At 40.4% G+C, this 13583-nt stretch carries 11 protein-coding genes; 9 read left to right on the forward strand and 2 right to left on the reverse strand.

Annotated elements, in window-relative coordinates; all coding sequences use genetic code 11:
• The first annotated feature begins 268 nt into the window (after positions 1–268).
• From G3R48_RS00520 to deoD, 7 genes are all read left to right on the forward strand, one after another.
• Complete coding sequence (locus G3R48_RS00520; protein WP_194823829.1) at positions 269–1018, forward strand: TatD family hydrolase; 750 nt, start codon at positions 269–271, stop codon at positions 1016–1018.
• 176 nt (positions 1019–1194) lie between these two features.
• Positions 1195–2469, forward strand: coding sequence for a NupC/NupG family nucleoside CNT transporter (locus G3R48_RS00525; protein WP_153661282.1), 1275 nt, complete (start codon positions 1195–1197; stop codon positions 2467–2469).
• A 302-nt stretch (positions 2470–2771) separates the two neighbouring features.
• Entirely contained in the window at positions 2772–3611 is an 840-nt protein-coding gene (locus G3R48_RS00530; RefSeq protein WP_153661280.1) for a nucleoside-specific channel-forming Tsx family protein, read from the forward strand.
• A 406-nt stretch (positions 3612–4017) separates the two neighbouring features.
• Entirely contained in the window at positions 4018–4791 is a 774-nt protein-coding gene (deoC, locus tag G3R48_RS00535; protein ID WP_153661278.1) for a deoxyribose-phosphate aldolase, read from the forward strand.
• Positions 4792–4904: 113 nt separating this feature from the next.
• Positions 4905–6236 carry a thymidine phosphorylase gene (gene deoA, locus G3R48_RS00540; protein WP_153661276.1) on the forward strand — a complete coding sequence of 444 codons (1332 nt, stop codon included), beginning with the start codon at positions 4905–4907 and terminating at the stop codon, positions 6234–6236.
• Between the two features lie 11 nt (positions 6237–6247).
• A complete protein-coding gene (locus tag G3R48_RS00545) occupies positions 6248–7462 on the forward strand; it encodes a phosphopentomutase (protein WP_153661274.1) in 1215 nt (404 codons plus the stop codon).
• A gap of 82 nt (positions 7463–7544) precedes the next feature.
• Positions 7545–8255 carry a purine-nucleoside phosphorylase gene (gene deoD, locus G3R48_RS00550; protein ID WP_153661272.1) on the forward strand — a complete coding sequence of 237 codons (711 nt, stop codon included), beginning with the start codon at positions 7545–7547 and terminating at the stop codon, positions 8253–8255.
• A gap of 100 nt (positions 8256–8355) precedes the next feature.
• On the opposite strand, the gene G3R48_RS00555 is transcribed toward deoD, so the two are convergent.
• On the reverse strand, positions 8356–8988 hold the full coding sequence (locus tag G3R48_RS00555) for an AhpA/YtjB family protein (RefSeq protein ID WP_212593162.1): 633 nt from the start codon (positions 8986–8988) through the stop codon (positions 8356–8358).
• Between the two features lie 175 nt (positions 8989–9163).
• Here G3R48_RS00555 and serB point away from each other — a divergent pair, with 175 nt between their 5' ends.
• A complete protein-coding gene (gene serB / locus G3R48_RS00560; protein ID WP_153661268.1) occupies positions 9164–10144 on the forward strand; it encodes a phosphoserine phosphatase SerB in 981 nt (326 codons plus the stop codon).
• A gap of 86 nt (positions 10145–10230) precedes the next feature.
• The gene (locus G3R48_RS00565; protein WP_212593163.1) at positions 10231–11145 is read left to right on the forward strand and encodes an alpha/beta fold hydrolase; all 915 of its coding nucleotides are present in this window, start codon (positions 10231–10233) and stop codon (positions 11143–11145) included.
• A gap of 37 nt (positions 11146–11182) precedes the next feature.
• Here G3R48_RS00565 and G3R48_RS00570 read toward each other — a convergent pair whose 3' ends face one another.
• Positions 11183–13579 (reverse strand): PilZ domain-containing protein, encoded by a 2397-nt coding sequence (locus G3R48_RS00570; protein WP_153661266.1) that lies wholly within the window; start codon positions 13577–13579, stop codon positions 11183–11185.
• Positions 13580–13583: the final 4 nt, after the last annotated feature.

A 13583-nucleotide genomic window follows, 5' to 3' on the forward strand; every position in this document is an offset into this window, starting at 1 on the left:
GTGTTGGTTTATTTAGTACCATTTAACAGACACGCCATTTAAGTATCATGTTTGGGTCTCTTTTCATATTCAGTTGTAAGACTGAAAGTGGCTGTTAGCTCATTATGAATGGGCTGTTGATGTTGACGGTAGTATCTATTTAACCGTCAATACCTGCTTTTGCTTTTGCTTTTACTTTGTTTCTCGTATTGTAAAATAAATTGTCAATGCAATTTTAACGTTATCACACTGCGCTTCGTTTCTTGCCACTTAACAATAGATGCCCATCATGTTAGATAGCCATGCTCACTATGATTTACCTGTATTTGATGACATCCGTGATGCCATCTTTGCCGAGCTTAAGCGGCAGGGGATCAATAAGGTTATTTTACCCGGCACTGACATTAATCAAATAGATAGACAGTTACAGGTTGCAAAGCAATTTGATTGTGGATTTGGCTTAGGTATCCACCCATGGAATGTCCCAGATGATATCCCAAAAGCGTTATGTCAACTGGAACACGTGATAAAACAGCAATTAACTCAGCCTAATTTTGTTGCAATAGGAGAGTGTGGTTTAGATAAATTACGTCCTAATTTTGCGGAACAACAAGCATTGTTAGTTGGTCAACTTCAGTTAGCTCAAAAATATGATTTGCCGGTTATTTTGCACTGTGTAAAATCTCATGATCTATTACTTAAGGCGCTGCAATCAGCTCAATTAAATCGCAAAGGTGTTGTGCATGGTTTTTATGGTGCGCCAGCATTAGCTTTAAGGTATGTGAAACTAGGATATAAATTAGGGATTGGTGATTTATTGCTTAATCATAATGCGCATAAGCTTAAACAAACCGTCGAAACGTTACCTCTTGAGACACTATTAGTTGAAACCGATACTGCCCAATTACCCCATGATGATATAAATAATGGCGAAAAATTACATTCTATCGTCAAAAATATTGCCCAATTGCAAAATATTTCAACTGTTTTAGCAGCAAAACAGCTGGATATGAATGCTTTGCAACTATATGACCTTTAATTCTTTTTTTTTGAACAAGTGTGGTTTTATTGTTCTTATTTCGCTAACTTCCTGAAATTAAACTCTAAAAAGTTGATCAAAACGACACTTTTCTGTCAATGCTCAGTTATAATCACCCACGGAATTAGGTGAGTTAACAACATTTAAAGAAACTGTTAACAAAAGGGTGATGTTTAATGGATATCGTAATGAGTTTAGTAGGGGTGGTTACCTTACTTGCGATAGGTTTTTTACTATCGACAAACAGAAAAGCAATTAATGTTCGTACTGTTGGTGGCGCATTGGCAATTCAAGCATTCTTTGCTTTTTTTGTATTATATGTACCATTTGGTAAGGATATTTTAGGTGGCGTTTCACAAGGTGTTGCCGATGTTATTGGTTATTCACAAGCAGGTATTGACTTCCTATTTGGTGGATTAGGTACCAATGCTATGTTTAGCAACGGTGTTGGCTTTGTATTTGCCGTGCGTGTACTACCTGTCATTATTTTCTTCTCTTCTTTAATCGCAGTTCTTTATTACCTTGGCATTATGCAAATGGTGATTAAGTTTATCGGCGGTGGTCTACAAAAAGCATTGGGTACAAGCCGTACTGAATCAATGTCAGCAACAGCAAATATTTTTGTTGGCCAAACTGAAGCACCATTAGTTGTGCGTCCATTTATCCCTACAATGACGAACTCTGAGTTGTTCGCCATTATGGTAGGTGGCTTGGCTTCTATCGCTGGGGCGGTATTAGCAGGTTATGCTGGTATGGGTGTAAAAATTGAGTACTTAGTTGCGGCGTCATTTATGGCAGCACCTGGTGGCTTAATGATGGCTAAGCTAATGCATCCTGAAACGGAAGAAACCAATAACGAAATGACAGACTTACCAGAAGATACTGATAAGCCTGCTAATGTTATTGATGCTGCTGCTGCAGGGGCTGCATCAGGTATGCATTTAGCACTTAACGTAGGTGCAATGCTATTAGCATTCGTTGGTTTGATTGCCATGCTCAACGGTATGTTAGGTGGTATTGGTGGATGGTTTGGTTTTGAACAGCTTTCACTTGAGTTGATCCTGGGTTACATCTTTATGCCTTTGGCATTCTTAATTGGTGTGCCTTGGAACGAAGCGATGGTTGCTGGTTCATTTATTGGTCAGAAGATTGTGGTCAATGAATTTGTTGCTTACCTTAACTTTGCTCCATATTTAAAAGATGTGGCTGACGGCGGTATTTTGGTTGAAGCAACAGGTCAAGTGATGAGCGATCGCACAAAAGCAATTATCTCATTTGCGCTTTGTGGTTTTGCTAACTTGTCATCTATTGCAATTTTACTTGGTGGTCTAGGTGCCATGGCACCATCTCGACGCCATGACCTTGCTAAGTTAGGAATTAGAGCTGTGATTGCCGCATCTTTAGCTAACTTAATGAGCGCCACACTTGCGGGTCTTTTCCTAGCAATATAAATCAATTGGGAGCCTTAATGGCTCCCTTTTGTTGTTGGTTGAATATTGAACAAGGATGCAAAGTATTTAACCTTATACAAAAGTTTAGTTGAATCACCTTTTCCAGATTGTGTTGCTGCAATGACTGTACAAGTACATGTAATGGGTTGAATTACATCTTGTGGCACGGTTCAAAAATAAAACTTTGTATCCTGCGTTGTTACTTGTTGGTAGTGATAATTACGATTATTAGCAATAAAACGCGATTAAAAACTAAGTTACCCATAAGGTAACTAAAAATAAAATGTTAAATGGGGTTGATGATGAAAAACGTTAAAACGTTAGCTTTAGCTACTACAATGGCTGTCATGTCTACTTCTGCTATGGCAGCAGATCGTACAGATTTACGTGCGGGTGATTACTCTTGGATGCAATTTAATGCGATGTATGCATTTGACGAATTACCATCTGATGGTGATGGTAGTGGTCATGATTATTTAGAAATGGAATTTGGTGGTCGCGCGGGTGTTGTTGACTTATACGGGTATGTTGATGTCTTTAACTTGTTAAATAAAGATTCAGGTGATAAAACCGATGGCGACAGCAAAATGTTCATGAAGTTTGCGCCTCGTTTCTCTCTTGACGCTATCACGGGGATGGATCTGTCTGTTGGTCCCATTAAAGAAGTATACTTCTCTACATTATTTAACTGGGGTGGTGGCGCATTTAACAAAGATGGAAGCGGTGATGTTAATGCTTCTTTCTGGGGTTTAGGTGCTGATGTAATGGTGCCATGGCTAGGTAAAACTGGCATGAACCTTTATGCTCACTATGACATGAATGGTAAAGATTGGAATGGTTACCAATTTTCGATGAACTGGTTTAAACCATTTATGAACTTTGACAATGGTTCATTTTTGTCTTTCCAAGGTTACGTTGACTATCAATTTGGTGCTGACGATGATTATGGCAATGAATATGTGCCTATGACTTCTAACGGTGGTGCGGCTTACTTTGGTATTCACTGGCACTCAGACAACTATGCACTTGGCTATGGCTTGAAAGCTTATAAAGATGTGTACTTGCTTGAAGATGGTGCAGGTATTGTAGGATTAGATACCACAGGCTTCGCTCATTACTTAACAGCGACTTATAAGTTCTAAGCTAAGTTATCTATTTTGGAGCCACATGGTTGTGGCTCCAATTTAATTAAGCTTGTGTTAGTCTTTATTTAAGTAAGCCGCTTTTTCATCTTGGCTATTTAAGTAAGTATTAACGTTAACATTGTTAAAATTGCAATGGATTAACAATAACACTCTATAATTTTTAGATAGTTTTACGCGCTAAAATGGATTTTTCGCGGAATGGATGTGACAAATTTTGTTTATCTCTTCCGGTCTTCATGGATTCAAGTCGTGGTACTCGTTATCAGATTGAATACTAATTTCGATGGTTTATGACCATCTGGCAATGCCTGAAGGCCCGGCCATAAAAATAACAATATCGACCTGCCTACTCATCAGTATTGTCCACTCACGTTTATTTTTAAATATGTTTCGGAGATCAAACATGACTGACTTAAAAAAAGCTGCACAAATGGGTATCCAGTTGATGGATTTGACAACGCTAAATGATGATGACACGGATCAAAAAGTGATCGATTTATGTCATAAAGCGAGCACGCCTGCGGGCCATACCGCTGCAGTTTGTATTTATCCTCGTTTTATCCCTATCGCGCGTAAAACGTTAAATGAATTGAATTGTGAAGATATCAAAATTGCAACCGTGACTAACTTTCCACATGGGAATGATGATATTGCCATTGCAGTATTAGAAACTCGTGCAGCAGTTGCTTATGGTGCGGACGAAGTCGATGTTGTATTCCCATACAGAGCTTTAATTGGCGGTAATGAAACCGTTGGCTATGAGTTAGTTAAAGCCTGTAAAGAAGCTTGCGGTGAAGACGCTATTTTGAAAGTTATCATCGAAACTGGCGAACTAAAAGACGCGGCACTTATTCGCAAAGCATCAGAACTTTCTATTGATGCGGGTGCCGATTTCATCAAGACATCAACTGGTAAAGTACCGGTTAATGCCACAATTGAAGCGGCTGAAATCATGTTAACGGTGATCAGCGAAAAGAACACGAAAGTCGGCTTTAAGCCTGCTGGTGGCGTGAAAGATGCGGCTAAAACGGCTGAGTTTTTGGCGACCGCACAGCGCATCCTAGGTGATGACTGGGTGAATTCAAATACCTTCCGTTTTGGTGCTTCAAGCTTATTAAACAGTTTATTACATACTCTTGATTTAGCTGATGCTCCACAACCTAACCAAGGTTACTAAGCGTTAACTGATGCTAAATAAGTGATGGGCTTAGCCTGTTGCGCTAAGGCCAAATATCGATGCGATATGTTGAGCAAGCATTCAATAGAGCATCAATGATAAAGGAGCAGTGTATGTTTCTAGCACAAGAGATTATTCGTAAAAAACGCAATGGCGATGCGCTAACGACTCAAGAAATTCAATTTTTTGTTAATGGGATAACCCAACAAACGGTTTCAGAAGGTCAAATTGCTGCATTAGGTATGGCGGTATATTTTAATGACATGAATATGGATGAACGCATTGCCTTAACAACGGCGATGCGCGACTCTGGTACTGTTTTAAATTGGGATTCGCTAGGACTAAACGGGCCAATCATTGATAAGCATAGTACAGGCGGTGTTGGCGATGTGATTAGCTTGATGCTGGGTCCTATGGCTGCTGCTTGTGGTGGTTTTGTGCCGATGATTTCTGGTCGTGGCCTTGGTCACACAGGTGGCACATTAGATAAATTTGATGCCATTGTTGGTTATCAAACTGAACCTGACAGTGCTTTATTTCGCAAAGTAGTTAAAGATGCTGGGGTGGCCATTATTGGTCAAACAGGCGACTTAGTGCCTGCCGATAAGCGTTTTTACTCTATAAGAGATAACACGGCGACAGTGGAGTCTATTTCGTTAATTACAGCGTCAATTTTATCGAAGAAACTCGCTGCTGGTTTAGATGCGTTGGCGATGGATGTCAAAGTTGGTTCTGGGGCATTTATGCCTACTTATGAAGCATCAGAAGAATTAGCTCGCAGCATTACTGCTGTGGCGAATGGTGCCGGCACCAAAACCACGGCCTTGCTGACAGACATGAATCAAGTGCTGGCATCTTGTGCGGGTAATGCATTAGAAGTTAAAGAAGCGATTCAATTTTTAACCGGTGAATATCGAAATCCACGTTTATATGAAGTCACAATGGGCTTGTGTGCCGAAATGCTTCAATTAGGTGGATTAGCGGCCAATGAAACCCAAGCACGTGCTAAATTGAATCAGGTGTTAGATAACGGTTTAGCCGCTGAAAAGTTTGCCAAAATGGTGTCGGGGCTTGGTGGCCCGACAGATTTTGTAGAAGCCTATGACAATTATTTGCCTAAGGCTTCAATTATTCGTCCTGTTTATGCTAATCACAGTGGTTTTGCTTACCGTATGGACACGCGCGAATTAGGTTTATCCGTTGTCACCTTAGGCGGTGGTCGACGTAAACCTGGTGATGCGCTTGACTACAGTGTTGGGCTCTCAAATGTTTGCGCATTAGGTACACACATTAATCAAGATGTACCATTAGCAATGATTCATGCTCAAACGGAATCAGCCTTTGAAGAAGCGGCTAATGCTGTTCGCAGCTCAATAAAATTAGCCGACACTCAACCTGAAGCAACACCTGATATTTACCGCTATATTCGTGCGACAGATTTATAAGAGGTAGAACGATGAAACGTACATTCATTTTAATGCTCGACTCATTTGGTGTAGGCGCTGCTGAAGATGCCATTGATTTTGGTGATGTAGGCTCAGACACCTTTGGCCACATTGCAAAAGCGTGTGCTGAGGGCAAAGCTGATATTGGTCGCAAAGGACCATTGAAACTGCCTAATTTAGCCAAATTAGGCTTAGGACATGCAGGGTTTGAATCGACAGGACAATTTGCAGCAGGCTTTGATGCAAATATTGATGTTATTGGGGCTTATGGCCATGCTAAAGAACTCAGTTCTGGTAAAGATACCCCAAGCGGTCACTGGGAAATGGCAGGTGTGCCTGTACTGTACGAGTGGGGATATTTTAAAGATGTCGATAACTCTTTTCCGACAGAGCTTACCGATAAAATTCTTGCTAGAGCAGGCTTAGATGGCTTTTTAGGTAACTGTCATTCATCAGGTACTGTCATCCTTGATAAGTTGGGTGAAGAACACATGAAAACCGGTAAACCGATTTTCTATACCTCTGCTGACTCAGTATTCCAGATTGCATGTCATGAAGAAACGTTTGGCTTAGATAACTTGTTGCGCTTATGCGAAATCGCCCGTGAAGAACTTGCTCCTTATAACATCGGCCGGGTAATTGCGCGTCCATTTTTAGGCTCCAATGCGAGTGATTTTGCACGTACCGGTAATCGTCATGATTACGCGGTAAAACCGCCAGCACCTACTGTATTAGATAAGCATCAACAAGCCGGTGGCGAAGTGGTGAGTATTGGTAAAATATCCGATATTTATGCCCATTGCGGCATTACCCAAAAATTCAAAGCCAATGGTTTAGAGGCTTTGTTTAATGAAACGTTAACCCAAATTAACCGCGCTAAAGATAACACGATTGTGTTCACCAACTTTGTTGATTTTGATTCGCATTACGGTCATCGTCGTGATATAGCTGGCTATGCAAGTGCATTAGAGTACTTTGATTCTCGATTACCAGAGTTGTTTGAAATTCTGTCTGATGATGATTTAGTGATTTTCACCGCCGATCACGGTTGTGATCCAACTTGGGGGGGGACGGATCATACTCGTGAACATGTACCTGTTTTAGCACTGGGCGCAGGCTTAAAAGCAGGCTCATTAGGGCGCAGAAATTCATTTGCTGATATCGGTCAATCCATTGCCAGTTACTTTGGTTTGCCTGCAATGGAGTATGGCGAGTCATTTATTTAAACAATAACGAAACAAATTTTGGTTACTTGTTAGTCATAAACAAGAACCTAAATACTTACACACAAGAATAGGGGTTATTTACATGGCAACACCACATATTAATGCTGTTGAGGGTGCATTTGGCGAGACAGTGCTTTTCCCAGGTGATCCACTGCGCGCAAAATACATTGCTGAAACGTTTTTAGAAGATGCAAAATTGGTGACTGATGTCCGTAATATGTTCGGTTATACCGGTACATACAAAGGCAAACGTATTTCGGTAATGGGCAGTGGCATGGGCATTCCTTCATGCTCTATTTATGCTTATGAATTAATCAAAGAATACGGTGTTAAAAACCTGATCCGTGTCGGCTCATGTGGTGCGATTAGTACCGATGTTAAAGTGCGTGACGTGATTATTGGTATGGGAGCATGTACTGACTCTCAAGCAAACCGTTTACGTTTTAAAGGCCAAGACTTTGCCGCTATTGCTGATTACGGCTTATTAAGCGCAGTGGTTGATTCTGCAAAGCAACACGATATTAAAGTGCAAGTGGGAAATGTTTTTTCTGCCGACTTATTCTACACACCTGATCCTGACATGTTTGATGTGATGGAAAAAATGGGGGTACTTGGTGTTGAAATGGAAGCCGCAGGTTTGTACGGCGTTGCACACGAATTAGGTGCTAAAGCATTGTGTGTTGTTACAGTGTCTGACCATATTCGTACTGGTGAACAAACAACATCAGATGAACGTCAAACCACCTTTAACGACATGATCGTTATGACGCTTGATGCTGCGTTAACACTGTAGTCATTAATACGGTGTTAACCATAAAAAGGGCTCCTTGAGCCCTTTTTTGTCGAAGTTTTATCTACTGTTTAACCCGCTACCACTTTATTCTTAATTGTGGTTATTTACTTTTTTGGCTCAAAGTCTTTCTCTTCTTAGCTTTTGTTCGGCGCATTACAAAGTAGGCGCGTTTAAACGACAACGCCCTTGACAAAATAAACCCAATCACCCCAGCCACAATCAACATCATCTGTTGCATGTTCATACTTTTTTCGTGCAGAACTTTAATCTCTTCAAAAAAGTGGCTCAAGTTGAGCCTTATTTCAACGTAGCCTAAATTACTGTTTTTTTGGATGACATTTTCAATTAACGGAGGATAAGGTAATAACAGTTGCTTCATTTCGTCTGAATCAGGTGCGTATTCTTCATTGGTCAGGTTTTGTGCAAAAGCAAGCCGAACACCTTGTGAGCTGTATATATGAATTGAGACCACTTTAGGATCTTGAGTCAGTGTGTTGGCTAGCCATTGTAGCTGTTCATCGTTTTGTAAATACATGGCAGGGGCTGCACTGGTTGAAACTTGTTGTGCGAGTAATCTGGCCATTATTTCCGTTTGTGACTGAATGAGTTGTTGACCATTTTTAAGGTTAGTTTGCCATAAATGGCTTAATCCCCAAATCAGAGCAATGGCGAGAGCCACTTGGAGTAGTCGACTAAATTGCTGTCTTTTCTTGAGACCTTTAACAAATATCACTTTAATCCTCAGGTATTTTTGTATTTAATGTTGGCTTATAAAAAAGTGAGATAAAATTGCCGTAACATGAGTCTAACAGTTTAGCATTGAGTTTGTGGTTCTAAGCATATGTTACTTATTATATTAATAATATTTTTATCATTTTTATGTTGTTATTTTGGGAGAAGAGAACGTCATGTTAAACCCTGTTGCGATAGTTAATTGGTTATCGGCTGGAACTTCTGCTGTGCAGCCTCACGCCAACGGACAATTCATTCGTTATCACGAATCAGATTACCAAGCTTATGTTCAAGATGAGCTCGCACAGCGTTTACGTGTGGTGTTTGCCCCTTGTGCGCAGACTGAGGTCGATTCATGGTTGGCAAAGCTCTCTGGCGATATTTATATTTGTGCATTGACAAGAAGTAATGATTATCTTGGTCTTGAGCTGGTATTAGCAACGTCAAACGAAACAATATTCGATACATTTCCTAGCACAATTTTTGCAGAATATTTTTGGGTCACCACTGAACTGGCAAGTTTACATATGCCGGGATTGTTAGTGATGGATATGGACTCAACAGCCATTGAAATTGAATGCATTGATGAATTGGCTGCTATGGCTGGTGTGGGCGATGCAGTCGCAGGCATTACCGCTAAAGCGATGCGTGGTGAGCTTGATTTTGAACAAAGTTTACGTGCACGAGTTGCAAAGCTTAAAGGGGCAAACGCGAATATCATTACTCAATTATGTGATCAATTACCGATTATGCCAGGGTTGGCTGAAGCACTCGCCCAACTACAACAATACCAATGGAAACTTGTCGTCGCATCTGGCGGTTTTACTCCATTTGTAAATGATTTAAAACAAAAACTGTCTTTAGATGCAGCTTTCGCAAATGAACTTGTGATAGAACAAAACACCCTAAAAGGGGAAGTGTGTGGTGACGTGGTGGATGCGCAATATAAGGCGGATGTCATTAAACATTGTGCTAAACAGTGGCAAATAACACAAAATCAAACGGTGGCTATTGGTGATGGTGCTAATGATATTCCGATGATACTAACCGCTTCATTGGGCTTGGCTTTTCATGCAAAACCTAAATTAATCGAACACGCTGATATTGCCATTAATCAACTTGATATGCGGGCACTGGTTTTTTGTTTACAAGGTTAAGGTACTCGAATTTTTGCTCTAATCATTGAACTTGTTAACTGTTGGTTATATTTTAGCGTGATAACTCTTATTACTGGCTAGGTCGTGTGCTCAATACTATTACTCAACATTCGTTGTATTTACCTTATCGAGACGGACAATTACATGTCCGTCATCTCGCTCCTGTGGAAGCGGCTAACCAATACCCACCAATCTTGATGCTCCATGGGGCAATGTCTAATGGCAAAGTATTTTATAGTGATCGCGGCAAAGGCTTGGGTTGTTATCTTGCTAATGCAGGTTTTCACGTTTATGTGCTTGATACCGCAGGGCGTGGAGAGAGTGAGCCAGTAATTAGCCCCGAGTTCAACTTAGGTCAGAGTGAAGTAATTAAAGAGCAATTGCCATTAGTGCATGATTTTATTCAGCAACGTCACCCTTTAGTTGCTCACGTGCATTGGTGTGCACACTCATGGGGCGGGGTGTTAATGGCCAGTTCCATGGTACGTTATCCTCAATTAGCGCAGCATGTTGGCTCATTACTGACTTTTGGTACGAAACGGACAATTAAGGTTAATACGCTAAAAAAATGGTTTTTAGTGGATGTTGTTTGGAATAAATTTGCCCCAGCTTATGCTAGTAAAACGGGTTTTTTAAATGCAAAAAAGTTGAGAATTGGTATGGATAATGAAACGCGTGCCTCTTTAAATAATACCATTGACTGGGTAAGTGGCGACTGGATAGATGTGGATGATGGCTTTGATTATGCGCGTGCTGCAACTGTAATGAAGTGGCCAAAAACATGGTTTATAGCAGCAAAAAATGACCATGTATTAGGTAACCCAGCTGATGTTAAAGATATGATAACTGAGTGCGGCTTAGCAGAGGCAAGGTATACCTTACTATCTAAAGCCAATGGTTTTTTTACTGACTATAACCACGCATCGATGTTGACTCATCCACAGGCGGTGGATGATCATTTCAAGCAAATAAAGCAATGGTATCTAGAGCTAAGTGAATAGCTGCTATTTACTGTTATGCTATGACTTTTGTAAAAGCTTACTTTGCAGCTTGCTGCTCAATAATATACAGCGCAGGGTAGCGCAGCTCTACTTCTGAGGTGATATCTATCATTTCACCAGTACCAATGATTCGCCATAGTTGTTCTTCAAGATTTTTCGCCCTATGTGGTGCATGAAGGTTGATATAGTCAAGCTCACGACGAATGTATTTCATATCCGGTTTACCTGTCGCTCCGCGGTACACTCTTAAGGCAATGAAACGGCCTTGTTCCTTACAATGATGAATAAATGCTGTTTGTTCTTCTTCGCTAGCTAATTCAGTTAGCAGTTTACAGTTTAAGGTGATTTTACCGCGAGCTTGGCGTGTTAATTCAATAAAGACTTCAAAGAAGTCCATTTCATGATTGGGCTTCATGGCTTTGATAGGGTCAATAATATGTTCTTTTAATACTCCGTTAGCGAGTAGGGGAGTCAGGTTATACTCTAAAATATTATCAACTTTTTGGGAGAATAAATGACTGACAGGATCGGGGCGAGTACCGATACCGATGCAAGCCATTTGAGCTGATTTTACGGTTTTCTCAATAAAGTAAGGCATACCTGCAAGCTTTCGCATGATTAAGTTTTTCATTCCATCAGCAAGCTCTTTTTGCTCACTACTGGCTTCAGATAATTGTGCTAGTTTTTCTTTATTATGTTGAATCAGTTTATTTAAAAACGTCACGCCATTATGAGCGCAGTGACGAATATTGGCACTTAAATGCAGTGTTTGACCATTTTGTCTTGCGCGCAGAAGTTGATAAGGCTGATTCGATAAATCCGTTTTGCCGGCCATGGTTTGTAAGCGGGGAAAACTTAAGTGCACTTCAGCAGGGTAGGTTAATTGCTCTGGCTCATCTAAAAGCACTTGCAAGCCACGACATGAAATGTCTTGAGTGATACCGTCAAACTTTTTCCCTTGTTGGTGAACATGAACCAAGGTTTTAAAAGCAAACCGTGCTTCTTTTCTGCGCTCACTAAAAGGCATTGACACATTTTTTATGGTGGTTTGATTTATCTTATTTTGCGCAAACGTTTTTAAATTATTAACGGCTTCATTATTAAACCACTTTTTATACGCAGGTTTAATGTCTTCGTTAGTAAGGTCAACTAACTGTAATACATGAGAAAAGCTTGATAACTGCTTTTCAACTAAAGGTGAATAGTGTTGTTCGTCACCTGGTAGTGTTGATGTTTTATAGTTTTTGCTGTGATCGACCTTTTGCACGCTGACTCTTAAAATGCGCCAACTGGCTTTGGTTGAACTAAATCCTAAAAATAGTGGCAGGCAATTGCTGGCTTTGAGTTCTGCTAATGATGCTGAGTAAAACATGACGCGACCGTTGGCGTTATGAGTGAAGCAAAACAACAAGTTATGGTCTGGGTTATTATGCTGCTTAACGACATTCACTAATCTTTTTAAGGTTAATAAACCACGAATTTGATTGATATTGTTTTCATCAAGAAAGTAATGTCGTAATGCCTGATTACCACGCGAAGAAAGCTCATGTGTAATTTCTGGGCGGCCGTTTATCGCTGATACGAATAAAGACAAATGAGTTTGCTGTGGGAGATAAAAACGTTCATGGCCTAAGCCGCGTGCAGTGACTTCGACATTATTAATGTCTACTTTATACCGGAATTTATAACCACGAATTAATTGGCCGAGTAACTTATCTAACTGTTCACCGCCACCAATTCGCTTAAGTCTGAGGATAACGTGTTCTTCTTTGTTTTCTACATCGACAATTTGGTACTCGACCCCTCTTTGTAAATCTTCGAAATAAAACTCTTCACTGACTTCTAAAAGTTTGATATTAATCGGCTTATCAGTTTTGAATTTATATTTTTTCGGTAATTTAACACGGGTGCCACCAACCGATAAGTCTAATGAAACCCCTGAGGTGACTTCGCCTCCATCTTGAAACGCTTCAATCTTAATGCTGTAATTCATGCGTTCTTCGCTGCGGCTAAAATAACTGCCAAGAACAACCGCGGGAAGCACAAATTGGTTTTTAGGACTTAATGGTTCGCTTGGAAATTCTCGGGCTTTTAAGCGACGCGCTTTGTGGGCATTCATGACATGTTCATAGACGCCCAGAGTATATTTATTGTGATAAAGCGGCAGCGCGCTATTTAATGCTTCTCTAGCGGGTTCATCAAGAAAGTGCACTTGATTGGCAATATTCACTTCTGCACAGGGTAGTTCAGACTTGTCACGTAAATCAATAATACGTGTCGAGGCTGCAGTGATCCGCTTGAGCTCCATTTTAATTAAAAAACGGGTCGAATTACTTTCACCGGTAGTAAGCTGCTCAAATAAATCAGCAAAATCGGGCTCCATCATTAAGGGTTTTAATTGTTCAATTAAGGCACTATGGATTTCTAAAGTCATTCTG

The organism is Shewanella intestini (assembly GCF_018221465.1).
Lineage (GTDB): Bacteria > Pseudomonadota > Gammaproteobacteria > Enterobacterales > Shewanellaceae > Shewanella > Shewanella intestini.

Bases quoted from the DNA above. Each gene is read 5' to 3' on its own strand.
- G3R48_RS00520 (WP_194823829.1), top strand. From the start codon at position 269: ATGTTAGATAGCCATGCTCACTATGATTTACCTGTATTTGATGACATC.
- G3R48_RS00525 (WP_153661282.1), top strand. From the start codon at position 1,195: ATGGATATCGTAATGAGTTTAGTAGGGGTGGTTACCTTACTTGCGATA.
- G3R48_RS00530 (WP_153661280.1), top strand. From the start codon at position 2,772: ATGAAAAACGTTAAAACGTTAGCTTTAGCTACTACAATGGCTGTCATG.
- deoC (WP_153661278.1), top strand. From the start codon at position 4,018: ATGACTGACTTAAAAAAAGCTGCACAAATGGGTATCCAGTTGATGGAT.
- deoA (WP_153661276.1), top strand. From the start codon at position 4,905: ATGTTTCTAGCACAAGAGATTATTCGTAAAAAACGCAATGGCGATGCG.
- G3R48_RS00545 (WP_153661274.1), top strand. From the start codon at position 6,248: ATGAAACGTACATTCATTTTAATGCTCGACTCATTTGGTGTAGGCGCT.
- deoD (WP_153661272.1), top strand. From the start codon at position 7,545: ATGGCAACACCACATATTAATGCTGTTGAGGGTGCATTTGGCGAGACA.
- serB (WP_153661268.1), top strand. From the start codon at position 9,164: ATGTTAAACCCTGTTGCGATAGTTAATTGGTTATCGGCTGGAACTTCT.
- G3R48_RS00570 (WP_153661266.1), bottom strand. From the start codon at position 13,579: ATGACTTTAGAAATCCATAGTGCCTTAATTGAACAATTAAAACCCTTA.